The 23,925-nt window shown below is 71.4% G+C and carries 23 protein-coding genes; 14 read left to right on the top strand and 9 right to left on the bottom strand.

Annotated features, from left to right (window positions below):
* Positions 1–65 precede the first annotated feature (65 nt).
* Positions 66–419 (bottom strand): VOC family protein, encoded by a 354-nt coding sequence (locus OG223_RS05505; protein ID WP_329243184.1) that lies wholly within the window; start codon positions 417–419, stop codon positions 66–68.
* Between the two features lie 61 nt (positions 420–480).
* Here OG223_RS05505 and OG223_RS05500 point away from each other — a divergent pair, with 61 nt between their 5' ends.
* On the top strand, positions 481–1,353 hold the full coding sequence (locus OG223_RS05500) for a universal stress protein (RefSeq protein ID WP_329243181.1): 873 nt from the start codon (positions 481–483) through the stop codon (positions 1,351–1,353).
* A gap of 2 nt (positions 1,354–1,355) precedes the next feature.
* Here the strand turns inward: OG223_RS05500 and OG223_RS05495 are convergent, their stop codons facing one another.
* Positions 1,356–2,372, bottom strand: coding sequence for a Gfo/Idh/MocA family oxidoreductase (locus OG223_RS05495; RefSeq protein WP_329243178.1), 1,017 nt, complete (start codon positions 2,370–2,372; stop codon positions 1,356–1,358).
* A 37-nt stretch (positions 2,373–2,409) separates the two neighbouring features.
* Positions 2,410–3,195 (bottom strand): TIM barrel protein, encoded by a 786-nt coding sequence (locus OG223_RS05490; RefSeq protein ID WP_329243175.1) that lies wholly within the window; start codon positions 3,193–3,195, stop codon positions 2,410–2,412.
* Positions 3,196–3,378: 183 nt separating this feature from the next.
* Here OG223_RS05490 and OG223_RS05485 point away from each other — a divergent pair, with 183 nt between their 5' ends.
* Positions 3,379–4,425: a LacI family DNA-binding transcriptional regulator gene (locus OG223_RS05485; protein ID WP_329243173.1), complete on the top strand. Its 1,047-nt coding sequence runs from the start codon at positions 3,379–3,381 to the stop codon at positions 4,423–4,425.
* Positions 4,426–4,448: 23 nt separating this feature from the next.
* Here the strand turns inward: OG223_RS05485 and OG223_RS05480 are convergent, their stop codons facing one another.
* From OG223_RS05480 to OG223_RS05470, 3 genes are all read right to left on the bottom strand, one after another.
* On the bottom strand, positions 4,449–5,684 hold the full coding sequence (locus OG223_RS05480) for a DUF4032 domain-containing protein (protein WP_329243170.1): 1,236 nt from the start codon (positions 5,682–5,684) through the stop codon (positions 4,449–4,451).
* A gap of 9 nt (positions 5,685–5,693) precedes the next feature.
* Entirely contained in the window at positions 5,694–6,440 is a 747-nt protein-coding gene (locus OG223_RS05475; RefSeq protein WP_329243167.1) for an MBL fold metallo-hydrolase, read from the bottom strand.
* A gap of 140 nt (positions 6,441–6,580) precedes the next feature.
* Positions 6,581–7,210 (bottom strand): alpha-ketoglutarate-dependent dioxygenase AlkB, encoded by a 630-nt coding sequence (locus OG223_RS05470; RefSeq protein WP_329243164.1) that lies wholly within the window; start codon positions 7,208–7,210, stop codon positions 6,581–6,583.
* A 104-nt stretch (positions 7,211–7,314) separates the two neighbouring features.
* Here OG223_RS05470 and OG223_RS05465 point away from each other — a divergent pair, with 104 nt between their 5' ends.
* Together OG223_RS05465 and OG223_RS05460 are read left to right on the top strand one after the other, a co-directional pair.
* The gene (locus tag OG223_RS05465) at positions 7,315–7,941 is read left to right on the top strand and encodes a TetR/AcrR family transcriptional regulator (RefSeq protein ID WP_329243162.1); all 627 of its coding nucleotides are present in this window, start codon (positions 7,315–7,317) and stop codon (positions 7,939–7,941) included.
* 28 nt (positions 7,942–7,969) lie between these two features.
* Positions 7,970–9,643, top strand: a complete 1,674-nt coding sequence (locus tag OG223_RS05460; protein ID WP_329265151.1) for an FAD-binding dehydrogenase — start codon at positions 7,970–7,972, stop codon at positions 9,641–9,643.
* Between the two features lie 36 nt (positions 9,644–9,679).
* Here the strand turns inward: OG223_RS05460 and OG223_RS05455 are convergent, their stop codons facing one another.
* Positions 9,680–10,030, bottom strand: a complete 351-nt coding sequence (locus OG223_RS05455) for a DUF488 domain-containing protein (RefSeq protein WP_329243159.1) — start codon at positions 10,028–10,030, stop codon at positions 9,680–9,682.
* Positions 10,031–10,245: 215 nt separating this feature from the next.
* On the opposite strand from OG223_RS05455, the gene OG223_RS05450 reads away from it, so the two are divergent.
* From OG223_RS05450 to OG223_RS05415, 8 genes are all read left to right on the top strand, one after another.
* A complete protein-coding gene (locus OG223_RS05450) occupies positions 10,246–12,213 on the top strand; it encodes a potassium transporter Kup (RefSeq protein WP_329243157.1) in 1,968 nt (655 codons plus the stop codon).
* A gap of 85 nt (positions 12,214–12,298) precedes the next feature.
* Positions 12,299–12,958, top strand: a complete 660-nt coding sequence (locus tag OG223_RS05445) for an MSMEG_1061 family FMN-dependent PPOX-type flavoprotein (RefSeq protein WP_329243154.1) — start codon at positions 12,299–12,301, stop codon at positions 12,956–12,958.
* Between the two features lie 192 nt (positions 12,959–13,150).
* Positions 13,151–14,719 (top strand): oleate hydratase, encoded by a 1,569-nt coding sequence (locus tag OG223_RS05440; protein WP_329243151.1) that lies wholly within the window; start codon positions 13,151–13,153, stop codon positions 14,717–14,719.
* A gap of 148 nt (positions 14,720–14,867) precedes the next feature.
* Positions 14,868–15,104 carry a hypothetical protein gene (locus OG223_RS05435; protein WP_329243148.1) on the top strand — a complete coding sequence of 79 codons (237 nt, stop codon included), beginning with the start codon at positions 14,868–14,870 and terminating at the stop codon, positions 15,102–15,104.
* Positions 15,105–15,286: 182 nt separating this feature from the next.
* Positions 15,287–16,693, top strand: a complete 1,407-nt coding sequence (locus tag OG223_RS05430) for a M1 family metallopeptidase (protein WP_329243145.1) — start codon at positions 15,287–15,289, stop codon at positions 16,691–16,693.
* Between the two features lie 41 nt (positions 16,694–16,734).
* Positions 16,735–17,496 (top strand): L,D-transpeptidase family protein, encoded by a 762-nt coding sequence (locus tag OG223_RS05425; protein WP_329243142.1) that lies wholly within the window; start codon positions 16,735–16,737, stop codon positions 17,494–17,496.
* Between the two features lie 18 nt (positions 17,497–17,514).
* The gene (locus OG223_RS05420; RefSeq protein ID WP_329243140.1) at positions 17,515–18,213 is read left to right on the top strand and encodes a response regulator transcription factor; all 699 of its coding nucleotides are present in this window, start codon (positions 17,515–17,517) and stop codon (positions 18,211–18,213) included.
* Entirely contained in the window at positions 18,210–20,036 is a 1,827-nt protein-coding gene (locus OG223_RS05415; protein WP_329243137.1) for a sensor histidine kinase, read from the top strand. Before OG223_RS05420 ends, OG223_RS05415 begins: the two co-directional genes overlap by 4 nt.
* Before the next feature lie 42 nt (positions 20,037–20,078).
* Here OG223_RS05415 and OG223_RS05410 read toward each other — a convergent pair whose 3' ends face one another.
* A complete protein-coding gene (locus OG223_RS05410; protein ID WP_329243134.1) occupies positions 20,079–21,299 on the bottom strand; it encodes a saccharopine dehydrogenase family protein in 1,221 nt (406 codons plus the stop codon).
* A gap of 116 nt (positions 21,300–21,415) precedes the next feature.
* On the opposite strand from OG223_RS05410, the gene OG223_RS05405 reads away from it, so the two are divergent.
* Positions 21,416–22,123, top strand: coding sequence for a TetR/AcrR family transcriptional regulator (locus OG223_RS05405; RefSeq protein ID WP_329243131.1), 708 nt, complete (start codon positions 21,416–21,418; stop codon positions 22,121–22,123).
* A 172-nt stretch (positions 22,124–22,295) separates the two neighbouring features.
* On the opposite strand, the gene OG223_RS05400 is transcribed toward OG223_RS05405, so the two are convergent.
* A complete protein-coding gene (locus OG223_RS05400; protein WP_329265149.1) occupies positions 22,296–23,195 on the bottom strand; it encodes a LysR family transcriptional regulator ArgP in 900 nt (299 codons plus the stop codon).
* Between the two features lie 68 nt (positions 23,196–23,263).
* Here OG223_RS05400 and OG223_RS05395 point away from each other — a divergent pair, with 68 nt between their 5' ends.
* On the top strand, positions 23,264–23,875 hold the full coding sequence (locus OG223_RS05395; RefSeq protein ID WP_329243128.1) for a LysE/ArgO family amino acid transporter: 612 nt from the start codon (positions 23,264–23,266) through the stop codon (positions 23,873–23,875).
* The last annotated feature ends 50 nt before the right edge of the window (positions 23,876–23,925 follow it).

The following is a 23,925-nucleotide window of genomic DNA, read 5'->3' as shown; positions in this document are numbered from 1 at the left end:
GCCGGCTCCCCACCATCGTATGGTCGATCGCCCCGGTGCGCTCCGCTACGCCCGAGACGGCGGCCTCAGGGGTGCCGGGAGCGCAACACGCAGAACTCGTTCCCCTCCGGGTCCGCGAGCACCACCCACGACTGCTCCCCCTGCCCGATGTCCGCGGTCCGCGCCCCCAGGGCCAGCAGCCGGATCACCTCGGCCTCCTGGTCGTCGGGCCGGAAGTCCAGGTGCAGCCGGTTCTTGACCGTTCTGCCCTCGGGCACCGGCACGAACAGCAGCCCGGGAAGGCGTTCCGGCGCGGGCCGGATCTCGAACTCGTCCGGTGCCTCGCCCACCACCACCCACCCGAGCGCCTCGGCCCACCAGCGCCCCAGCGCGACGGGGTCGGCCGAGTCCACCACTACCTGCTCCCACTCCAAGGTCATGCGGGCACCGTAGTGAAGACTGGGCCCGACGCACGTGACCGCACCACCGGGAGGCCACCGCATGACACGACCGATCACGGCAGGGGTCGACGGATCGGCGGAGAGTCTCGCCGCACTCGCCTGGGCGGGCCGGGAGGCCGTACGGCGGGGGCTGGCGCTGCGGGTTGTGCATGTCTGGCGGTACGAGGAGCACCATGCCCTCGACACGGGGGACCGGGACACCCAGGACCGCTGGGTGCGGGACGCGGCGGCCGAGGCCGCCCGGACGGTCGCCGCACGCCACCCCGGCCTGGACGTCACCACCGACGTCCTGGAGGGCGACCCCGTCGAGACCCTGACCGCCGCCGCTGCCGACGCGGAGATGCTGGTGCTCGGCTCACGCGGCCACGGGCCCGTCGTCGGCTTCCTGCTCGGTTCCGTCGGCCAGCAGGTGATAGCGGACGCCGTACGGCCCGTCGTGCTCGTGCGCGCCGGGGACGAGGCGTCCGGGGAGGCCGCCGGGCGCGAGATCGTCGTGGGGCAGCACGGAGACCCCGAGGACAGTGCCGCCGCGCTCGGCTTCGCCTTCGAGACGGCGGCGGCACGTGGCGCCACCGTGCGGGCCGTACGGGCCTGGACCCTGCCGCCCGTGTTCGCCTACAGCCCCGGCTCCATGAAGCTCCTCGACGAGGCCGGCGGCCTGGAACCGTACGAGAAGAAGGGCCTGGCCGAGGCGCTGCAGCCATGGCGGGAGCGCTTCCCGGAGGTGCCCGTGGTCGAGCACGTGGAGATGGGCAGCGCGGGGCAGGTGCTGCTGTCGGTGGCGGGGCGCGCCCAGTTGACGGTCGTCGGGCGGCGCGCCCACCGTACGGCGGTGGGCGCGCGGATCGGCTCGGTCGCGCACGGGGTGCTGCACCACGCGGAGTGCCCGGTGGCCGTGGTGCCCGCGCGCTGACCTCAGACGTCCTCGACCCGTACCGGGACGCCCTTCTCCACCGACCGGATCGCCGCCAGCGCGATGGTCAGCGCGGCGCGGGCGTCCTCGCCGGTGGCCGACGGGGTGCGGTCGGTGCGGACGCTGTCGGCGAAGTCGGCGAGCTCGGCGACGTACGCGTCGTGGAACAGGTCCTGGTCGTAGGTGACGGTCTCGGCCGCGATGCCGTCCGCGCCGTAGGACGTCAGATGGGTGCGCCGGATGTCGCCCATCGTCAGCATGCCCGCCGAGCCGAAGACCTCGCCGCGCACGTCATAGCCGTACACCGCCTGGAAGTTGGCCTCGGCGGTGGCGAGGGCGCCGTTGTCGAAGCGGATCGTGACCACCGCCGTGTCGAGCAGGCCGCGGTCCTTGAAGTCGGGGCGGACCAACGCGTCGGCCATGGCGAAGACCTCGACCGGTTCGGAGCCGGGGTTGAGGTAGCGCAGGGTGTCGAAGTCGTGGATGAGGGTTTCCAGGAAGATCGTCCACGGCGGGATGAGGGCGGGGGCGGCCAGCTTCGGGTCGCGGGTGAGCGAGCGGAGCAGGTGCGGGGTGCCGATCACGCCCGCGGCCACCTTCTCGTGCGCGGCCCGGAACCCGGCGTCGTAGCGGCGGTTGAAGCCGACCTGGAGCGGTACGCCCGCCTCGACGGCGGCCGTGATGGCGCGGTCGGCGTCGGCGAGGGTGGTCGCCATCGGCTTCTCGCAGTAGACGGCCTTGCCCGCGTGTGCCGCCGCCACGACCAGGTCCGCGTGGGTGCGGGCCGGAGTCGAGATCACCACCGCGTCGACCGCCGGGTCCGCGAACAGGTCGCCGATCTCGGTGTACGCCGTGGGGCAGTCGAGCCGGTCGCCCAGGCGCCGCGCGGCGCCCGGGGCCGGGTCGGCGACGGCGGCGAGGCGGACGCCGGGCAGCCGGCGGGCGAGGGTCTCGGCATGGAAGGAGCCCATGCGGCCAGCGCCCACCAGTCCGACGGCCAGGGGGAGTTGGGTGGTCATGGGGGTGCTCCTCGGTGCCGTGTGATTTCGGGGCGGGTCAGACCGTGAACGCGGTGCGGAAGCGGTCCAGGGCGCGCTCGCTCTCGCTCTCCGAGGCCCAGGCCTCCATCGCGACCGTGCCGTCGTAGCCGATGTCGGCGAGGGCGCGGGCGATGGCGGGGTAGTTGATCTCGCCGGTGCCGGGCTCCTGGCGGCCGGGGACGTCCGCCACCTGGATCTCGCCGATCAGGTCCAACTCGTGGGCGCGGCGGACCAGTTCGATGAGGTTCCCCTCGCCGATCTGGGCGTGGTAGAGGTCCAGGTTCATGCGCAGGCCCGGCCGGTCCACCGCCTTGACCAGGGCCAGGGTGTCGGCGGCCGTCGCGAACGGTACGCCCGGGTGGTCGACCGCCGCGTTGAGGTTCTCCAGCGTGAAGGTGACGCCCGCGCTCTCGCCCAGCTCGGCGAGGCGGGTCAGGGTGCGGTGGGCGGCGATCCACATCGCTCCCGTGGGCTCGCCGGTCACCGGAACCACCGGCAGGCCCTCGGAGTCGAGCCCCGTGCCGTGCAAGTTGAGCCGGGGGCAGCCCAGTTGATCGGCGGCCTTCACCGACTCCTCGGCGGTGCGCAGCAGTTCGGCGGCGCCCGCCTCGTCGGTGAGGCTGCCCCGGATGTAGCCCGTCATCGACGAGAACTCGGCCGGGGTCCGCGTGAGCGCGTCCAGGTCGTGCCGGGTCCAGTCCCAGATCTCGACCTGGAAACCGGCTTCGTGGATGCGCCGCGCCCGCTCGTGGATCGGCAGGTCCCGGAAGACCATCTCGGCACAGACCGCCAACGTGTACATGACTGCTCGCCCTCTTCTAGAACGTTCTAGATGGCAGTAGTACGCCACCGCCGGATTCCTGTGTCAAGGCTTCGACGGGCATGTTTCTAGAACGTTGCAGTACCTTCGGAGCAGCGACGTCGCACGCTTTTCGGAGCGGCTACGATCCCGGAACGGAACGACACCTCGACCGGAAGGACAACCGTGCCGACCACCCCCGCGGTCCCCGACGGCAAGCGGCCCACCCTGGCCCATGTCGCGGCCCGGGCGGGCGTGTCCGTCGCGCTGGTCTCCATCGTGATGCGCGGGGCCTACGGCGCGAGCGCCACCACCCGTGAGCGGGTCCTCAAGGCCGCCGAGGAGATCGGCTACCGGCCCGACACCCGGGCCAGGGTGCTGCGCAGCAACCGGTCCCGCCTGCTCGGCGTGCAGTTCGGGCTGCGCCATCCCTTCCACACCGACCTGGTGGAGGGCATCTACGCCGCCGCCGAACCCGCCGGCTACCAGGTGGCGCTGAGCGCGGTCGCGCCCACACGCGGTGAGCGGCAGGCCGTGGAGGCGCTGCTCGCCGACCGGTGCGAGGCGCTCGTCCTGCTAGGCCCCGAGGTTCCGGCGGCGCGCCTCGCGCAGCTCGCGACCCAGGTGCCGGTGGTCTCCGTGGCGCGGCGGCTGCGGCCCGCCCCGCCGGCCGTGGACGTCGTCCGCACCGCCGACGAGGAGGGCGCCCGACAGGCCGTGGACCACCTCGTGGCGCTCGGCCACCGCGCCGTCGCCCACATCGACGGGGGCCGGGCACCCGGCGCCGCCGACCGCCGCCGCGGCTACCGCACCGCGATGCGCCGCCACGGCCTCGACGACCACGTCCGTGTCCTGCCCGGCGGGCTCACCGAGGACGACGGCGCGCGGGCCGCCCGAACCCTGATCGCGGAGAACCCCCGGCCCAGCGCGGTCCTCGCCTTCAACGACCGTTGCGCCACCGGCGTCCTCGACACCTTCCTGAGAGCGGGCGTGACCGTCCCCGGCGAGATCTCCGTGGTCGGCTTCGACGACACCAGCCTGTCCCGGCTCGCCCACATCGACCTCACCACCGTCGCGCAGGACGTTCCACGCCTCGCGGAACTCGCCGTCGGCCGCGCCATCGCCCGGCTGGACGGGGAGGAGGTACCGGACGGCGAGCAGGTCGTCCCGCCGCGCCTGGTCGTCCGCGGCACCACGGCCGCCCCCGCCACGGAAAGCGGGGCCACGGATTGAGCGGGGCCACGGACTGAGCCGCCTTACTCCGGCGCGGCCGGCCCCAGGCTCTCGCGCACCTTCGGCAGGATGTTCTTGAGGTAGTCCTCCACCACGGTGTCCAGATCGATGTCGTGCTGCGCCCGCTCGGCCAGGTACCAGCGGTGTTCGAGCAACTCGTGGTAGATCTCGGCCGAGTCCATCGACCCGCGCAGCTCCAGCGGTACGGCCCGCACGGTCGGCCGGAACACGTCCCGCACCCACCGGTGCGCGAGCACCTCGGGCCGGGCGGCGAGCGGATCGCCCGGGGCGTAGTCGTCCTGGGTGGCCATCCAGCTCTCCAGGTCGTTGAGGAGCCGCCGGGCCTGGTTCTCCTCGGCGTCCAGGCCGGTCAGGCGCAGCAGTTGCCGCTGGTGGTGGCCCGCGTCGACGACCTTGGGCACGAAGGTGACCGTGTCGCCGTTCGAGGAGTGCTCGATCTGCATCTCGGCGACGTCGAAGCCGAGTTCGTTCAGGCGCCGGATCCGGCGTTCGATGAAGTGGTGCTTGCCCGCCGGGTACACCGAGACGCGGGTCAGCTCCTCCCACAGCCCCTGGTAGCGGGCGCAGATCTCGGCGCCGAACTCGATCGGGTCGACGGACGGGTGCAGCGCCCCGGACGCCTCCAGGTCGAGCAGTTCCCCACTGATGTTCACGCGGGCGAGGTCGAGGTCGTACTCGCGCTGTCCGTCGCTCAGTTGAGGGTGCAGATCGCCGGTCTCCGCGTCCACCAGATACGCGGCGTACGCGCCCGCGTCCCGCCGGAACAGAGTGTTGGACAGCGAGCAGTCGCCCCACGCGAACCCGGCCAGGTGCAGCCGCACCAGCAGCACGGCCAGCGCGTCCATCAGCCGGTGCATGGTGGCCGGGCGCAGCGTCGTCTCGAACATCGAGCGGTACGGCATCGAGCCGCCCAGGTGCCGGGTGATCAGCACCGGCTCCAGCGGCTCGCCGTCCGCGTCGGCCCGTCCGGTGACCACGGCGAGCGGGTCGACGGCCGGGATGCCGAGCCGGTCCAGGTCGCGCAGCAGCTCGTACTCGCGCAGCGCGGGCCGTTCCGCCAGTTCCTTGACCGCTATGACCTCGCTGCCGGCGCGGGCGTAGCGCACGACGTGGCGGGAGATGCCGCGCGGCAGCGGCACCAGGTACTCGTCGGGCCACTCCTCCAGGGGAACGTCCCAGGGCAGCTCCAGCAGGAGGACCGGATGCTCCGGGTTGGTCGCGTTGATCTGCAGTGCCATGGGGTGACCTTAGATCGCGTGTTCGCGGGCGCGCTGTGCCGCCTCACGGACCGGACCGGTGTGCAGGGGGCCGTGGCCGGGCAGCAGGGTGTCGGCGTCCAGCGCTTCGAGGATGTCCAGCGAGGCCACGGCACGGTCGCGCTCGTGATGGAACATGTCGGGGAGCAGTTGCGGTCCCTTGATCCGCGAGGTGGCGTGGCCGCTCACCAGGGCGTCCCCGGAGATGACGATCCCGCTGTCCGGGAGATGGAAGACGCAGTGCCCGCTGGTGTGGCCGGGGGTGTGCACGGGGACGGGCCGGCCGGGCAGGTCCAGCGGGCCCGCACCTGCGAATGCCTGGGGAGCGGCGACGGGATGCTGCTCGGTGCCTCCGACACGGATCGTGTGCACCATCCACGGCAGGACTCCCGGACGCCAGATGTTCTTCAAGACGTCCCCGACGGTCACCTGTTGGAGGAACTCCCGCCGCGCGTGCGGCACTTCGACCTCGTGCAGGTATACCGGAGTGCCGTAGGTGTCGCGCAGATACTCCGCCGAACCGAGATGGTCGTTGTGGGCGTGGGTGATCAGCACCGCCGTGACCGCCTTGGGTGAACTCCCCACCTGCTCAAGGGAGTCGAGCACCAGCGCGCGGTCCCCGGGATAACCGGTGTCCACCAACGTGACCGCGTCACCATCAGCGAGGATCACCCAGTTGGTGTTGCTGCCGTGCACCAGATAGGTGCCGTCCGCGACTTGGCGTACTTCTGCCCGCATGATCGTCCCTTGAGTGGTGGTGCTGTTCGAGGAACAGCCAACCAGACGCGTACGGTCCTGGCTCGCGCGGGGGAAGCCGCCTCCGGCGCCGTCCGCCGGGGGCGGCCCCCGCGTGCGTCCGAAGCGGCCGCCTCTCCGCCTCAGCGCACGCCGTGCGGGCGGAACTGCACGCTGATGCGCGGTCCCGCGGCTCGGGTGGTCTTGGGGACGCAGTGCTCCCAGGTCCGCTGACAGGAGCCGCCCATCACGATCAGGTCGCCGTGCCCCAGCGGGCGCCGCAGCGACTCGCCGCCGCGCAGCGGACGCAGCAGCAGATCACGGGGCGCGCCCACGGAGAGGATCGCCACCATCGTGTCCTCGTGGGCACCCCGCCCGATCCGGTCGCCGTGCCAGGCGACACTGTCCCGGCCGTCCCGGTAGTAGCAGAGCCCGGACGTGCTGAACGGCTCGCCCAACTCCCGTGCGTAGTACGCCGAGAGCGCGTCCCGGGCCTCGGCCAGCACCGGGTGCGGCAGCACGTCGTCCGCGCCGTAGTAGGCGAGCAGTCGCGGTACGGCCACCACCTGGTCGTACATCTGACGGCGCTCGGCGCGCCACGGCACCTCGGCGGCCAGCTCCTCGAACAGGGCGTCGGCGCCGCCGAGCCATCCGGGCAGCACGTCGATCCAGGCGCCGAGCCCCAGTGTCGTACGGCGGATTCCGTCGAGGGGGCCGAGGCGGAGCTGGTCGGTCTGGTCGAAGAGGGAGGCCTGGAGGTGGTGCGCGGTCATGGGACCAGCGTACCCCTTATTCGAAAATCTGTTCCAATATGGGCTCCGCTCTTTCGATACATCGGTGTATCGGATACATTCGCGTATCGACTGGAGGTCCGGGCATGGTGACTGAGGTGACGCCCAAGCGTGTGACCAGGCGCCGTGTCCGTACTCGGGCCAATCTGCTGGCCGCCGCGTTCGCGGTGTTCGCCGCCAAGGGGTACGGGCGGGTCTCCATCGAGGAGGTCTGCGAGGCCGCCGGTTACAGCAGGGGTGCCTTCTACTCGAACTTCGACAGCTTGGACGAGCTGTTCTTCGCCCTCTACCAGGAGCGGGCCGAGCTGATCGCGGACCAGGTGTCCGGTGCCTTCGCCCTCGACGGACCGGACCTCGACGTACCGGCCGCCGTGGACCGCGTCACCGACGTGCTCCTCCTCGACCTGGACTGGCTCCTGGTCAAGACGGACTTCCTGGTGCACGCGGCCCGGAACCCGGCCGTCGCGCAGACCCTGCTCGACCACCGGGCGCGGCTGCGCGGGGCGATCGCGCACCGGCTCGCCCGCGCCCGGGGCCTGGTCGAACTCCCCGCCGTGCTCGGCGACTTGGACGCGGCGTCGTACGCCGTGGTCGCCGCGTACGACGGGGTCACCACCCAACTGCTGCTGGACAAGGACGTGGAGCACGCCCGTGTCTGGCTCAAGCAACTCCTCACCGCGCTGCTGACCGACGGCAGCAACACCCTTGAATGACAACCAACTTGAGAAGGGCAACGTCGCCATGGATGCGGACGTCATCGTCGTCGGAGCCGGTCTGGCCGGTCTGGTCGCGGCCCATGAACTGACCAGCCGGGGACGCAGGGTCGCGCTCGTCGACCAGGAGAACGCGGCCAACCTCGGCGGCCAGGCGTTCTGGTCCTTCGGCGGGCTGTTCCTCGTCGACTCCCCGGAGCAGCGTCGCCTCGGCATCAAGGACTCCTTCGACCTCGCCTGGAACGACTGGCAGGGCAGCGCCGGCTTCGACCGCGTCGACGACGAGGACGTGTGGGCGGTGCGCTGGGCGCGCGCCTACGTCGAGTTCGCGGCCGGCGAGAAGCGGCCCTGGCTGGAGAGCCACGGCATCAAGCTGCTGCCCACCGTGGGCTGGGCGGAGCGCGGCGACCTGCGCGCCCACGGACACGGCAACTCCGTCCCGCGCTTCCACGTCACCTGGGGCACCGGCACCGGAGTCGTCGAACCCTTCGTGGACTACGCCCGGCAGGCCGCCCGCGACGGACTCCTCACCTTCTACCACCGCCACCAGGTCGACGAGTTGGTGGTCGCGGAGGGCGAGGCGCGCGGCGTCCGCGGCACGGTCCTCGCCGAGGACAACGCCGCCCGGGGCGTCTCCTCCAGCCGCGAGGCGATCGGCGATTTCGAACTCACCGCGCAGGCCGTCGTCGTCACCACCGGCGGCATCGGCGCCAACCACGACATCGTCCGCCGCTACTGGCCCGAGCGCCTCGGCACCCCGCCCGCCGAGATGATCACCGGTGTGCCGGCCTACGTCGACGGCCGGATGCTCGACATCAGCGCCGAGGCGGGCATACGGCTCGTCAACCGCGACCGCATGTGGCACTACACCGAGGGCCTGCAGAACTGGAACCCGGTCTGGCCCGGCCACGGCATCCGCATCCTGCCCGGCCCGTCCTCCCTCTGGTTCGACGCCCTCGGCCGCCGCCTGCCCGACCCGTGCCTGCCGGGCTACGACACCCTCAACACCCTCAAGTACCTGCGTACGACGGCGGACTTGGCGGAGCACGACCACTCCTGGTTCATCCTCACCCAGAAGATCATCGAGAAGGAGTTCGCGCTGTCGGGCTCCGAGCAGAACCCCGACATCACCGCCAAGGACAAGAAAGCCGTCCTGCGCGACCGGCTGCTCGGCAAGGGCGCGCCCGGCCCGGTGGACGCCTTCCTGCGCAAGGGCGCGGACTTCGTGACCGCCGACAGTCTTGAGCAACTGGTCGAGAAGATGAACCAGTTGACCGACAAGCCGCTCCTGGACGCGGCCGTGGTGCGGCGCCAGATCGAGGCCCGCGACCTCCAGATGGCCAACCCCTACAGCAAGGACTCCCAGATCCAGGGCATCCGCAACGCCCGCCGCTACATCGGCGACCGGCTCGGCCGCGTCGCCACCCCGCACCGCATCCTCGACCCGGCGGCAGGCCCCCTGATCGGCGTCAAGCTGCACGTCCTCACCCGCAAGACCCTCGGCGGCATCCAGACCGACCTCGACTCCCGCGCGCTGGGCGCGGACGGGGCGCCGATCGGCGGACTGTACGCGGCGGGCGAGGTCGCCGGCTTCGGCGGCGGCGGAGTCCACGGCTACAACGCCCTCGAAGGGACCTTCCTCGGCGGCTGCCTCTTCTCCGGGCGCGCGGCGGGACGAGCGGCGGCCAAGCAGACGGCCTGAGGAACCGGTACGCCCATCGGCCTGCGGCCCGTCTCCTCACCCCTCCAGGAGGCGGGCCAGCACCGAGGCGTGACTCTCCTGCGGTGACCTGACCGCCGTGACCAGGGTCACCGGCCCCATCCGGACCAAGTTCCGCAAAGTGTGCAGGAGTTGAGCCGCCTCGGGTTCGGCGAGCTCCGCCTCGTAGCGGCTGCTGAACTCGTCGTGGGACCCCTCGCCCGCGTGGTACCAGCGGCGCAGTTCGGTGGACGGGGTGAGGGGCTTGGGCCACTCGTCGACGCGGGCCGCGTCCTTGGACAGGCCGCGCGGCCACAGCCGGTCGACCAGGACGCGCACACCGTCCTCGGGCTCGGGCGGATCGTAGACACGGCGCACTCGGACGGTCACGGGCGGGGCTCCCTCGGGTGGCGGTGGTGCCGTGAGCCTACGTGGGGCGGGCGCGGGGGACGGGGGCGACGCGGCGCCACCTGGACAAGGGTGTCGAGCGACACGGCCCGGGGCGAAGTGGCGTGCACCTGCGGGCGATAGCACCGGCGCATGGGTAGTGTCCGCCCCGGCGCACCGGGCCTGCGGTATCGCGGTCCGCCGAAGGGAGGATCACCATGACCGATCATGGGCACGGGGCCGCAGCGGACGAGGCGCCCGCGGGGCCGCCACAGACTCGTCCGCCGAGTGCGCGGGACGCGGTGCGGCTCGCGGTGGTGATCGGTGCTCTCGGCGTGGTCTTCGGGGACATCGGGACCAGCCCGATCTACACCCTCCAGACCGTGTTCAGCCCGGGCGACCCGCACCCGGTCCCGGTCAGCACCCAGAACGTGTACGGGGTGGTGTCGCTGGTCTTCTGGTCGGTGACGGTCATCGTCACGGTCACCTATGTGCTGCTGGCGATGCGCGCCGACAACGACGGCGAGGGCGGCATCATGGCGCTGATCACCCTCGTGGGGCGCTGGAGTTCACAGCGGGGGCGGCGGGCCGCCGTCGCGCTGACCGCGCTGGGCATCTTCGGGGCGTCGCTGTTCTTCGGCGACAGCATGATCACGCCGGCGATCTCGGTGCTGTCCGCGGTCGAGGGGCTCAAGGTCGTCGAACCGTCGCTGGACGACGCGGTCGTGCCGGTCACCGCGGTGATCATCGTGCTGCTGTTCCTGGTGCAGCGCAGGGGAACCGCGGCGGTGGGCCGGGTGTTCGGGCCGATCATGATCCTCTGGTTCGTGGCGATCGGCGCGTGCGGTGTCGTCGGGATCGCCGATCACCCGGCCATTCTCCGGGCGCTGTGGCCGAGTTACGCGCTGGGCTTTCTCTTCGGCCACTTCGGCACCGCCTTCTTCGCGCTCGCCGCGGTCGTGCTCGCGGTCACCGGCGCGGAGGCCCTCTACGCGGACATGGGGCACTTCGGCCGCCGGGCCATCACCCGCGGCTGGCTGCTCCTCGTCTTCCCCGCCTGTGTCCTGAGCTACTTCGGGCAGGGCGCGCTGATCCTCGACGACCCGGACAACATCAGCAGCCCGTTCTTCCTGCTCGTGCCCCACTGGGGACGCTGGCCGATGGTCCTGCTCGCCACGGCGGCCACCGTGATCGCCTCGCAGGCGGTGATCACCGGCGCCTACTCGGTCGCCTCCCAGGCCGCCCGGCTCGGCTATCTGCCGAGGCTGCGGATCGCGCACACCTCCGAGTCCACCATCGGCCAGATCTACGTCCCCTGGATCAACTGGCTGCTCATGGTCTCGGTCCTCACCCTGGTCTTCGCGTTCCGCAGCTCCGCGGCGCTGGCCTTCGCGTTCGGCATGGCGGTCACCGGCACCATCACCATCACCACCCTGCTGTTCTTCTACGTCGCCCGCGCGAAATGGGGCACGCCCCTGTGGCTGATCGCCACCGGCGCGACCCTGCTGCTCACCGTCGACCTGCTGTTCGTGGCGGCCAACCTGACCAAGCTCGTCCACGGCGCGTGGCTGCCGCTGCTGATCGGCCTCACCGCGTTCACCGTCATGACGACCTGGCAGCGCGGCCGCGAGCTCGTCACCGCCGAACGGGCCGACCACGAGGGCTCGTTGCGCGAGTTCGTCGACGAACTCCGCAGCGGGGAGCGGCCGGTGCTCCAGGTCCCGGGCACGGCGGTGTTCCTCAACCGGGGCAAGCAGACGGCGCCGCTCGCCATGCGGGCCAACGTGGAACACAACCACGTACGGCACGAGCAGGTCGTGATCCTCTCCATCGAGACCGAGCCCGTGCCCCGCGTCCCGGCCGACCGGCGGATCGTCGTCGACGGCCTCGGCTACGCCGACGACGGGATGGTCCATGTCACCGCCCGCTTCGGCTACATGGAGACACCGGACGTGCCCGGCACGCTGGCCATGCTCGACCCGGCGGACACCGAGGGGCCGTTGCTGCTCGACCAGGCGTCCTACTTCCTGTCGACGATCGAGCTGCGGCGCGGCCCGGCACCCACGATGGCGCCCTGGCGCAAACGGCTGTTCATCGCCACCTCCCACATCACGGCCGACGCCGCCGAGCACTTCGGCCTGCCCCGCGACCGGACGATCATCATGGGCTGGCACATCGAGGTGTAGCCGTACGACGGGGGACCGAGAGGAGCCGGATCACCGACGGAAAACTCCGAGCTCCCGCGCAGGTCGGCCGCATAGGCTCGGAGGCATGACGACATCACTCGCCGGCAGTGCGTTCGACTCGCTCCATCTCGATGCCGTACGTGACGAGGAGGCGCTGCGCCGGGTCTACGGACTCCCTCGTGATACGGCCGTGCGCAAGCAGATGACCGAACTCACCGAGCAGACCCGGCAGTTGATCGGTTGCTCGTCGCTGGTCCTGGTCGCCAGCGCCGACACGGAGGGCAACTGCGACGTCTCCCCGCGCGGCGGCCCCGCCGGATTCGTGGCCGTCCTGGACGCACGGACGGTGGCGATACCGGACGCGACCGGCAACAAGCGTCTGGACACCCTGCAGAACGTCGTGGCCACCGGACGGGCCGGGCTGCTGTTCGTCATCCCGGGGCGGACCACGACACTCAGGGTGAACGGCCGGGCCGTGGTCTCCACCCGCCCGGACCTGCTGTCGCAGTTGACGGCCGTGGGCAAGCCGCCGGCCAGTGCGCTGGTGGTGGGGATCGAGGAGGTCTACCCTCACTGCCCCAAGTCGCTGCTGCGCAGCGGGGCCTGGAAGCCGGAGCAGTGGCTGCCGGCGGACGCCCAGCCGACCTCGGCCGAGGTGACGCTGGCCCAACTGCGGATGCCGGAGTTGACGATCGCCGACATCGAGCAGACGGAGGCGGACTCGCTGAAGTACCGGTACGAGTAGCAGGCCGCATCTCCGGGCAGGCGGCTGACGCAGGGGTTTCCCCTTCGGGCCGACGGATCACTCGTTCGGCCCCGCCCTGCTGCGGGCGACAGCCCCGCGGCCGAGGCTGGGGAGGCCGACCGTACGCCGGTGAAGTGCCCGCGCTCCCGCCCGGGCCGCCCGTGGTCGCGGCACGAAGGAGGGGCGGCGTTCATGGCGAAGGCTTACCTGGTCGGAAGCGGCATCGCGTCCTTGTCCGCGGCGGCGTTCCTGATCCGCGAGGGCGGGTTCGCAGGGTCGGACATCGTGATCCTGGAGGAGCAGGACCGGAAGGGCGGCAGCCTGGACGCGGCCGGATCGCCCGAGACCGGGTACACGATGCGCGGCGGCCGGATGTTCGAGATCCACTTCGACTGCACCTACGACCTGCTGGGCTCGATCCCGTCCCTGGACGACCCGTCGAAGTCGGTGACCGAGGACACCTTCGCCTTCCACGAGGACTTCGCCTGGGACGACCACGCCCGGCTCGTCGACGCGGCGGGCAAGGTCGTCGACACGCACTCCATGGGCTTCTCCGAGCGCGACCGGCTGGAACTGGTGAAGTGCGTGAGCACCCCGGAGCACCTGCTCGACGGCAAGCGCATCACGGACTGCTTCGGCGAAGGCTTCTTCCGCACCGACTTCTGGTGGATGTGGTGCACCACTTTCGCCTTCGAGCCGTGGCACAGCGCGATCGAGTTCCGCCGCTACCTCAACCGCTTCGTCCACCTCTTCAAGACCTTCGACTCCATGTCGGGGATCTACCGGACCCGTTTCAACCAGTACGACTCCATCGTGCGCCCGCTGGTGAAATGGCTGACCGAGCAGGGAGTGACCGTCCAACTCGGCACGCGGGTAACCGACTTGCGGCTGGCCGAAGGGGACGCGCTCACCGTGGAGGCGCTCACCTGGACGCGGGAGGGCCGTAGCGAGGAGACAGTGCTCGGCCGCGGTGACCTCGTGCTGGTCACCAACGGCTCGATGACGGCAGACTCGACGCTCGGCTCGACCGACACCGCGCCCGTGCTGGACAGTTCCGGCAGCGCGGGATCCTGGCGGCTGTGGGAGACGCTCGCGGCGAAGCGACCGGGCCGGCTGGGGGACCCGTCGGTCTTCAACTCCTCCATCACGGACTCCACTTGGGCGTCCTTCACGGTGACGACGAAGGACCCGACCTTCTTCGCGCTGATGGAGAAGTTCAGCGGCAGTGAGGCCGGCAAGGGCGGGCTGATCACGTTCAAGGACTCCAACTGGCTGCTGACCATCGTCCTCAACCACCAGCCGCACTTCCACGAGCAGCCCGAGGACACCTTCGTGTGGTGGGGGTACGGCCTCTTCCCGGACAGGGAGGGCGACTTCGTCCGCAAGCCGATGCGCGCGTGCACGGGCCGGGAGATCCTGGACGAGGTCCTGCACCACCTCCGCTTCGAGGAGGGCCCGCAGATCCTCGACCACTCGATCGTGATCCCGGCGCTGATGCCGTACATCACCAGCCAGTTCCTGGTCCGCAGTGCGGGAGACCGCCCGCAGGTCGTCCCCGAGGGCTCCACCAACCTGGCCTTCATCGGCCAGTACGCCGAGGTCCCCGACGACGTCGTCTTCACCGTCGAGTACTCGGTACGCACCGCCTGGACCGCCGTGGCCCAGCTCCTGGACCTGGACCGGCAGCCGCCGCCGGTCTACAAGGGCGGCCACGACCCGAGGGTGCTGGTCGACGCCCTGCGCACGATGCACCGCCACTGACCTGCCCGCGCCCGCCCCGGCCCCGCATCACCCGGGCACGTCCCGCGACGGACGCGCCTGGGTGACGCGGGATCGGTACGGTTCGACGGCGTTCCCTGGACCGGGGTGCCCGAGCGCGCGGCGCCCGCTGCGGCAAAGCGTCCAGGCCGTGCAGCAGGATCCGCTCGGCTCCTTCGACCAGGGGCGGGCGCGCCGCGCCAGGGTGGCCGAACTGCTCGACCAGGTAGGGCTGTCGGCGTCGGTCCTCGTCTCCGTCCAGGCCCAGATCCTGGACCTCCTCGCCGACCTGCGCCACGACACGGGCGTGCCCCTCCTGTTCATCTCCCACGACCTCGGGGTCGTCCACCACGTCAGCGACCGGGTGCCGGTCGCCCGTACCGCGTGAGTCGGGCTCGCGCTTCCGGAATCCCACGCCGTGCGGCAGCCTTTCGCTTCGGGGTGATCCGGGGACCGAGCGGGTGGCTGCCCGCCACTTGACAAGTTTGCTTCAACAAGAGGGATTCCGAGGGCGTGTGCGGCCTAGTCTCTGACACGGATGATCACCCCCCTCACCCAGTAGGAGCGCATGTGACGCACCTCCGGCAGCAGTCCACAAGACGCAGCGCCGTCGTCGCCACCGTCCCCGTCGCCCTCGCGGCCCTGCTCGCGACCGCCGCACCGGCCGGCGCCACGACGATCGGCTCGGCCGGCGCGGGCGACCCGTACTTCCCGCTCTCCGGGAACGGCGGCTACCACGTGGCCCACTACGACCTGACGCTCCGCTACGACCCGGTCGGCCGCCACCTCGACGGCAAGGCGGTCCTCACCGCCCGCGCCACCGAGAAGCTCACCCGCTTCGACCTCGACTTCAAGGGCCTCAAGGTCACCGGCCTCACCGTCGACCACGTCAAGGCGGACTTCCGCCGCGACGGACAGGAACTCGTCGTCACCCCGCGCCACGCCGTGCGCAAGGGACAGCGGTTCCAGGTCACCGTCACCTACAACGGCGTTCCCCAGCAGGTCACCGACCCGGACGGCTCGGCGGACGGCTGGATCGCCACCGACGACGGCGCCTTCGTGGCCGGCGAACCGCAGGGCGCGATGACCTGGTTCCCGGCGAACAGCCACCCCAAGGACAAGTCGTCGTACGACTTCACGATCACGGTCCCGCAGGGGCGCACCGCGGTCGCCAACGGCGTTCTCCTCGGGCAGAAGACCGCTCATGGGAAGACCACCTTCCGCTGGCACGCGCCGGAGCCGATGGCCGCCTACCTCGCCACCGCGACGGTCGGGAAGTTCAAGGTCGAGCAGTACACCACCCGGGACGGGGTCAAGGTGTACAACGCCGTCGACCCGCGCGAGGCCACCGCCGCCGCGCCCGTGCTGAAGCAACTGCCCTCCGTCCTGGAGTGGGAGAGCAAGCTGTTCGGGCCGTACCCGTTCCGCTCGGCCGGGTCGATCGTCGACCACGCCCCGGACGTCGGCTACGCGCTGGAGACGCAGGGGCGGCCGCTCTACGACTCGGCGCCGGACATCGGCACCCTCGTGCACGAGAACGCCCACCAGTGGTTCGGGGACTCCGTGTCGCTGACCTCCTGGAAGGACATCTGGCTCAACGAGGGATTCGCGACCTACGCGGAGTGGCTCTACAGCGAGCAGCACGGCGGCAAGACCGCCCAGCAGACCTTCGACGCGCTGTACGCCCGCAAGGCGACCGACGGCCTGTGGGCGTTCCCGCCCGGCGACCCGGGCAGCGGCGCCAACATCTTCGGCACGCCCGTGTACGCCCGCGGAGCCATGGCCCTGCACGAACTGCGCCTGGCCGTCGGCGACAAGACCTTCCTCGCGATCCTGCGCGCGTGGGCGGGCGGGCACCGCTACGGGCACGGCACCACCGCACAGTTCGTCAGCCTGGCGGAGCAGAAATCGGGCAGAAGTCTCGGTGCCCTCTTCCAGACCTGGCTCTACACGAAAGGCAAGCCGGCCCAGCCGTAGGAGCTGACGAGTTCCTCACATGTGTCGGTCATCGTCGACTCATGATCACTCGTATGTCCCCGGTCGCACTCGTCGCCGCATCCCTTTTCCTCACGGGATGCGGCGGCGGTGCGGTGGCGGCTACGGACCACGCGTCCGACCCCGCTCCTGCGCCCGCCCCCTCGTCGGCGACCTCCTCGCCCTCGCCCTCGTCGGAGATATCCGCCGAGGCGGCTCCCCGCCAACTGCCGGGCGTGGGGCCCAAGATGCTGGCCCGCATACCGGCCGGCACCGAGCAGGTCGTCCTGGTGACCGGCCGGGCCGCGAACTCCCCCCTCTCCACCCTCGCCCTGTACGAGCGCACCGACGACGGCTGGCAGCAGACCGCGAGCTGGGCCGCGCACAACGCGCTCAGGGGCTGGTCGGACCACCACATGGCCGGTGACCTGCACTCACCGATCGGTGTCTACTCGCTCACCGACGCGGGCGGGCTGCTCAGGGACCCCGGCACCAAGCTGTCGTACGACCAGGGGTCGGGCTTCGTCTCGCCCGGCACCGGCTTCGAGGGCGAACCCCTCGCGGGGTCCTTCGACTACGTGATCGCCATCAACTACAACCGGCAGCCCGGCACTTCACCCCTCGACTGGACCCGCCCCCTCGGCTCCTCGCGCGGCGGCGGCATCTGGATCCACGTCGACCACGGCGGCCCCACCCACGGCTGCGTCAGCATCGCGGAGGACCACATGAAGGAACTCCTGCGCACCCTCGACCCGGCCCGGCACCCCGTCGTCGTCATGGGCGACGCCGCCGCCCTCGGCCGCTGACCGCCTAGGATCCGCCAGGTGTGCGCACATGTGCTGGTCGCCGAGGACGACGAGATGCAGGCCGAGCTGATACGGCGCTCCCTGCTGACGGAGGGCCACACCGCGACCGTGGTCCACGACGGGGCCGCCGCCATCGCGGCCGCCCGGAGCCTGAGACCCGACCTCGTGGTGCTCGACCTCATGCTCCCGGTGATCGACGGCTTCGGGGTGTGCCGGGTGCTGCGCGGCGAGGACGACATCCCCGTCCTGATGCTCACCGCCCGCTCCACCGAGGACGACGTCCTGCTCGGCCTGGAACTCGGCGCCGACGACTACATGACCAAGCCCTACAGCCCGCGCGAGCTGATGGCCCGCATCCGCACGGTCCTGCGGCGCAGCGGCCGGGCCACGGAGGTCCGGCAGGAGACCCCCGTCGTACGGGCCGCGGGGCTGTCCGTCGACGCGGTACGGCACGAGGTGCGCTGCGACGGGGCGCCGGTGGACTGCACACCGGCCGAGTTCGAGATCCTGCTGGCGATGACCACCGAACCCGAACGGGTCTTCTCCCGGCGGCAGTTGCTCCAGTACACCCGGGGTTTTGACCGGGCGTCCACCGAGCGCGCCGTCGACGTCCACATCATGAACCTGCGCCGGAAGATCGAGGCCGACCCGCGGCGGCCGGTCCGCCTGCTGACCGTGTTCGGCGTCGGCTACAAACTGCGCGGTGATCGCGCGTGAGGCCCCGGATACCGCTGCGCAAACGGCTGTTGGTCCGGCTGCTCGTCGCCACCGTGCTGATCGCGCTCTGCTCGGTCGGCGCGACGGCCTGGCTCGCGGTGGAGACCACCACCCGGGCCATCCGGGAGGAACAGGGCCAGGACCTCGCCGACGACATGCGCATCCTCGCGCAGCTCAGCGGATACGCCGCGACCCACCCCGACTGGAAGGGCGTCGCACCCACCGTCCGCGCACTGTCGAAGAAGATGGGCCGCCGTATCGCCCTCACGACCTCCGACCGCACCCTCGTCGCCGACTCCGCGCCGCACGGCACCTCACTGCCGCCCCGCGCCGCCGCGAACGTCGACCCGCTGCACACCGACACCTACACGGAACCCGGCGCACAGCTCAGCGGCCTCGACCCCCGGGTCGTCGGACCGTACCGGGTGACCGCGAAGGAGCGGGTCCGGCTGATGGGGCTGGCGAAGGACCGCCAGGCGTGCTTCAAGCAGAGCGGCATCGACACGACCATCACGATGACGCCGAGCGGCCGTCCCGTCCTCACCGACGCGGACGGCAACAACGCGAACGGCAATGTGCCCGTGAACTGCGCCGACGGGAAGCTCAACACCCCGACCGCCACCGAGAGCAAGGCGCTGAAGAACCTGATCGTGCGCGCCCAGCCCTGCCTGCTGCAGGGAGGCGTGAACTTCAAGGTCCCGTACTTCGGCGTCGACGTCTACGACAAGAGCCTCGGCTCCCGCTACGTCACGGGCGCCTACAACAAGCTGGGCGACGCGGCCGCCATACGCAAGGCCGAGGCGTGCACCGACAACGCCCGCCGCGCCCAACTCGACCCCTACGTGGCGCCGGTGGCCGAACTGTTCCTGGGCGGCGGCGACACCACCGCGCCCCGCTTCGACGTCTCCCCGGCGAACAAGGCCAAGGTCGTCGGCGCGGCGGCGGCCGTACTGGCGCTCACGGTCCTGGTGACGGCGGTCGTCGCCACGAGACTCGTACGCCCCCTGCGCGCGCTGACCGAAGCGGCCCAGCAGCCACCGGAGTTGCACGTCCGGGTGCCGGTGAAGACCCGGGACGAGACCGGCATCCTGGCCGAGGCGTTCAACGACCTCACCGAACGCCGGGAACGCATGGAGGCCCAGCGCAAGGCCATGGTGAGCGACATCGCCCATGAGCTGCGCAGCCCGCTCACCAACATCCGCGGCTGGCTGGAGGTCACCCGGGACGGCTTCGTCGAACCCGACCCGGCGCTGCTCGGCTCCCTGCACGAGGAGGCGATGGTCCTCCAGCGGGTCATCGACGACCTCCAGGACCTCGCCGCCGCCGACGCCGGCACCCTGCGCCTGCACCGAGAACCGGTGCGCGTCGAGGACCTCGTCGACCAGATCGTCGCCGCGTACCGGGTCACCGCCGACACGGCCGGGGTCGCCCTGACCGGCAAGACGGACAACTCCCTCTGGCTGGACGCGGATCCGGTACGCATGCGCCAGGTGCTCGGCAACCTCGTGTCCAACGCGCTGCGCCACACACCGGCCGACGGCACCGTCACCGTGACCGCGTGGCGCGACGGCGACGACATCGTCCTGACGGTCACCGACACCGGCACCGGCATCGCGGCCGAGAACCTCGCGCACGTCTTCGAACGCTTCTGGCGTGCCGACCAGTCCCGCAGCCGCCGCACCGGAGGCAGCGGCCTGGGCCTGTCCATCGTCCGCGACCTGGTCGCCGCCCACGACGGCACGGTCGAGGCGGCGAGCGAGACCGGAGCCGGTTCCGTCTTCACCCTGCGGCTGCCCAACTCCCCGGCACCGGAGGGCGATTGACGGCAAGTCAACTCAGCTCCGCCTCAGGGGAGTTGGCGCTGTTCACTGCTCCCGCAGGCCCCACGGCGACCCGTACGCCGTCAGCAGGTCCAGGAACGGCCCGGCCGGGAACGCCTCCGGGCCCAGCACACCCGAGCCGGTCCACGCCCCCGTGGCCAGCAGTTCCAGGGCGATCACCGGGTTGATGGCGGTCTGCCAGACCACGGCCTGGGAGCCGTACTCCGCCATCGACCACTCGTTGTCGACCACGTGATAGAGGTACACCTCGCGCGGTGCCCCGTCCTTCGTGCCGCGCACCCACGTGCCCGCGCAGGTCTTGCCGTGCATACGGTCGCCCAGCGTCGCCGGGTCGGGCAGACAGGCGGCGACAACGTCCCTCGGCGATACGGCAGTTGCTCCTGCGGCACTCGGTACGGTGACCGGTTCGGTGCGGTCCAGGCCCAGGAGGTGCAGGGTCTTCAGCGTGTCGATGAACTGATTGCCGAGGCCGTACTTGAAGGTGACCCGCTTCGCGTCGACCCAGCGCGGGACCAGCAGCACCTCCTCGTGCTCCACGTTCACGCACTCGACCGGGCCGATGCCCTCGGGGAAGTCGAACACCTCGGGCTCGCTGAACGGTTCCGTGGTGAACCAGCCGCGGTCGGCCTCGTAGACGACCGGCGGGTTCAGACACTCCTCGATCGTGGTCCAGATGCTGAAGGAGGGCGCGAAGTCGTAGCCGTCGACGGTGAGGTTCGCGCCGTCGCGGATGCCGATCTCCTCGATCTCGTCGAAGAGTTCATCGGCCGCGTACCGCGCGAACACGTCCGAGAGACCCGGCTCGACGCCCATCCCGACGAGCGCCAGCGCGCCCGCCTTCTCCCAGTCGGCCGCGTCCTCGAACTGGGCGTCGCCGAGCTTGACCCCGCACTCCTCGTACTGCCGCTCCGGGTGCGGCCGGGACAGCGACATCGCCATGTCGAGGTAGTTCGCCCCGGCGGCGCGCGCCGCACGGAACAGGGGCAGGACGAAGCGCGGGTCGGTCGCGTTCAGCAGCACGTCGCACTCGTGCGCGCGCAGCGCCGCCACGACGGCCTCCTCGGCGCTCGCGTCCAACCGCTCGGCGCGGAACCGGTCGCCGGCGTCCCCGAGCGCGGCGACAGCCGCTTCCGCCCGCGCCAGGTCGTAGTCGGCGACCACCATCGCGTCGAAGAACGGACGCCGGGCCGCGATCCGGGTGACCGCGGTCCCCACACCACCGGCTCCCACCAGCAGTACACGCATGACAAGAACTCCTTAACTGCCGGACTGCGAACGTCAGAGGGCCCTGCCCGAGATACAACGCCGGTGGCGCGGATAAGGTCAATGGCGTTGGCATAAGGCGAGAGGAGGAGACCGCGATGCCGAAACCGGTGGTGTCCGAGGAGAAACGGCGCCGACGCCGTCCCACCAAGAGCGGCACGGTCCTGTCCGAGCGGTTGATCGTCGACACGGCCCTGCGGATGCTGCGCGAGCACGGCAGCGCGGGCCTGACCGCCTGCCGCCTGGGCCTCGCCCTGGACGCCGACCCCAGCACGCTCTACCGCTACTTCCGCGGCATGGACGAGCTGACCCTGGCCATCGGCGACGCCCTCGTCGGACAGGCGCTGCGGGGCTGGGAGCCGACGGGGGAGTGGCGGGCCGACCTGCGCGCGATCGGCCTGCGCATCCACGCCGCGTACGTCGCCCACCCGCAGGCCGCCCAGCTCACGGCGAGCCGGGTCACCGGCCGGGCCAACGAACTGGCCGCCGACGAGGCTGTGTTGGACGTCCTGCGCACGGCCGGATTCCCGCTGCCGGACACCGTGCGGATCTACCACGCGTTCATCGACCAGACCCTGGCCTTCGCCGCCCTCGACGCCGCGTCCCTGGCCCTGCCGAGCGCGTCGCTCCGCGCGGACGAGGCGATGTGGCGCTCGACCTACGCCCGTCTGCCCCGCACCTCCCACCCCCGCATCGCCGAGGCGGCCCCACTGCTGGCGTCCCGCATGGTCGACAGCGCGTATCCGACGGCGTTGGAGATGCTGCTGGACAGCGCCGCTGCCCAACTGAAGTCCGTGGGCCCCTGAGCAGTCCGCGCGAGGTTCACCCGCGATGCGGCAGCGCCCCGAAGAGGCGCGGGGCGGTATCGATGTGCGGCTCCGCCGCGTGGGGGCGACCAGCCACGACGGCGCCGCAGCGGAACAGCGCCACATCGCAGCCCCGCGGCGGAGCCGCACATCGAAACGGCCGGCCGAGTGCTCAGCCTCGCAGCGCCTCCGCCGCCGCCCCCATGACCGCCCCCGCCACCGCCGCCAGCGCAGGCGAGTCCAGCTTCCACTGCTGCCAGTACAGCGGTACGTCGACCGACCGCTTCGGCGCGAAGTTCACCAGCCGCCCCGCGTCCAGCAGTTCGGCGGCCTGCATCTCCGGGACCATGCCCCACCCCAGCCCGGCGGCGACAGCGGCCACGAAGCCCTCCGAGGTCGGCACGAGATGGCGTACCGCACTCGCCCCGCCCTGCCCCCGCCGCAGCCGTCGTACGAAGGCGTCCTGGAAGTCGTCCAGCCGGTCGAAGGTCACCACCGGTGCCTCGGGCAGCGCGTCCCGCAGCGGGCCTGCGAGCCATGTCTCGCTGAATTCCGGGCTCGCCACCGGCAGATAGCGCATCAGGCCCAGGGCCCGCACCGAGCAGCCCGGTACCGCGTCCGGTGACGAGGTCACCGCCGCCATGACCAGGCCCTCGCGCAGCAGGGCCGCCGTATGGTCCTCGTCCTCGCGGCGGAGTTCGAAGCAGACCCGGAGGTCGCGCGGGACGCGGGTGAGCGCGCCCAGGAACCAGGTGGCGAGCGAATCCGCGTTCACCGCGACCGACACCCGGGTCGGCTCGCCCGCCTCGCTCATGCCCAACTCGGCGCGCGCGTCCCGTTCCAGGCGGGCCAGTTGGCGGGCGAAGCGCACGACCACCTGGCCGGACTCGGTCGTCCGCACCGGCTTGGTGCGCAGCAGCAGGACCCGGCCCGTGCGCTGCTCCAGGGCCTTCACCCGCTGGCTGATCGCCGAGGGCGTCACATGCAGGGCGCCGGCCGCCGCGTCGAACGTGCCCTCGTCGACCACCGCGAGCAGCGTCCGTACCTGGTCGAGGGGCAGCTCCGAAACCATCACGAGCGCTAATGCTACGTAAGAATCCTTAGCTGTACTCCCGATGTCGGTGCCCCTAGCGTCGAGGCGTGACCAACGCCCTCTCCGCGGCGGCCGCCGGCTTCGGCACCGGCCTCTCGCTCATCGTCGCCATCGGCGCCCAGAACGCCTTCGTCCTGCGCCAGGGCATCCGCCGCGAGGCCGTCCTCGCCGTGGTCGGCATCTGCGCCCTGTCCGACGCCCTCCTCATCGCGCTGGGCGTCGGCGGGGTCGGCGCGATCGTGGTCGCCTGGCCGGGCGCCCTCAAGGCGGTCGGGCTCATCGGCGGAGCGTTCCTCCTCGGCTACGGCGTCCTCGCCGCCCGCCGGGTGTTCCGCCCCGCCGCCCTGCGCGCCGAGGGCGGGCCGTCCGGCTCGCGCCGCCGGGCCGTCCTCACCTGTCTGGCGATGACCTGGCTCAACCCGCACGTCTACCTGGACACCGTGTTCCTGCTCGGCTCGATCGCCGCCGACCGCGGCCCGCTGCGCTGGACCTTCGGACTCGGCGCCGTGTGCGCCAGCGTGTGCTGGTTCGCCGCGCTCGGCTTCGGCGCCCGCCTGCTCAGCCGCCACCTCGCCAAGCCCTCGGCCTGGCGGGTCCTGGACGGCCTGGTCGCCGCCACGATGATCGGTCTCGGCGCAACTCTCGTCGCCGGAACATGAGATCGCGGATTCGGCGGCCACAGCCGGTGCTGCGATAGTGAACCCCGGCC

Origin of the sequence: Streptomyces sp. NBC_01478, from assembly GCF_036227225.1 — a bacterium.
Lineage (GTDB): Bacteria > Actinomycetota > Actinomycetes > Streptomycetales > Streptomycetaceae > Streptomyces.
The sequence above is the reverse complement of the archived record's forward strand: the minus strand, read 5'-3'. Positions and strand labels throughout refer to the sequence as shown.

What these genes read in the sequence shown, in the direction of transcription:
- OG223_RS05475 (WP_329243167.1), bottom strand. Translation starts at nt 6,440, where the DNA reads ATGCGGGCAGAAGTACGCCAAGTCGCGGACGGCACCTATCTGGTGCAC.
- OG223_RS05410 (WP_329243134.1), bottom strand. Translation starts at nt 21,299, where the DNA reads ATGCGTGTACTGCTGGTGGGAGCCGGTGGTGTGGGGACCGCGGTCACC.
- OG223_RS05490 (WP_329243175.1), bottom strand. Translation starts at nt 3,195, where the DNA reads ATGTACACGTTGGCGGTCTGTGCCGAGATGGTCTTCCGGGACCTGCCG.
- OG223_RS05425 (WP_329243142.1), top strand. Translation starts at nt 16,735, where the DNA reads ATGATCACTCGTATGTCCCCGGTCGCACTCGTCGCCGCATCCCTTTTC.
- OG223_RS05400 (WP_329265149.1), bottom strand. Translation starts at nt 23,195, where the DNA reads ATGGTTTCGGAGCTGCCCCTCGACCAGGTACGGACGCTGCTCGCGGTG.
- OG223_RS05465 (WP_329243162.1), top strand. Translation starts at nt 7,315, where the DNA reads ATGGTGACTGAGGTGACGCCCAAGCGTGTGACCAGGCGCCGTGTCCGT.
- OG223_RS05495 (WP_329243178.1), bottom strand. Translation starts at nt 2,372, where the DNA reads ATGACCACCCAACTCCCCCTGGCCGTCGGACTGGTGGGCGCTGGCCGC.
- OG223_RS05505 (WP_329243184.1), bottom strand. Translation starts at nt 419, where the DNA reads ATGACCTTGGAGTGGGAGCAGGTAGTGGTGGACTCGGCCGACCCCGTC.
- OG223_RS05405 (WP_329243131.1), top strand. Translation starts at nt 21,416, where the DNA reads ATGCCGAAACCGGTGGTGTCCGAGGAGAAACGGCGCCGACGCCGTCCC.
- OG223_RS05450 (WP_329243157.1), top strand. Translation starts at nt 10,246, where the DNA reads ATGACCGATCATGGGCACGGGGCCGCAGCGGACGAGGCGCCCGCGGGG.
- OG223_RS05445 (WP_329243154.1), top strand. Translation starts at nt 12,299, where the DNA reads ATGACGACATCACTCGCCGGCAGTGCGTTCGACTCGCTCCATCTCGAT.
- OG223_RS05460 (WP_329265151.1), top strand. Translation starts at nt 7,970, where the DNA reads ATGGATGCGGACGTCATCGTCGTCGGAGCCGGTCTGGCCGGTCTGGTC.
- OG223_RS05480 (WP_329243170.1), bottom strand. Translation starts at nt 5,684, where the DNA reads ATGGCACTGCAGATCAACGCGACCAACCCGGAGCATCCGGTCCTCCTG.
- OG223_RS05500 (WP_329243181.1), top strand. Translation starts at nt 481, where the DNA reads ATGACACGACCGATCACGGCAGGGGTCGACGGATCGGCGGAGAGTCTC.
- OG223_RS05470 (WP_329243164.1), bottom strand. Translation starts at nt 7,210, where the DNA reads ATGACCGCGCACCACCTCCAGGCCTCCCTCTTCGACCAGACCGACCAG.
- OG223_RS05440 (WP_329243151.1), top strand. Translation starts at nt 13,151, where the DNA reads ATGGCGAAGGCTTACCTGGTCGGAAGCGGCATCGCGTCCTTGTCCGCG.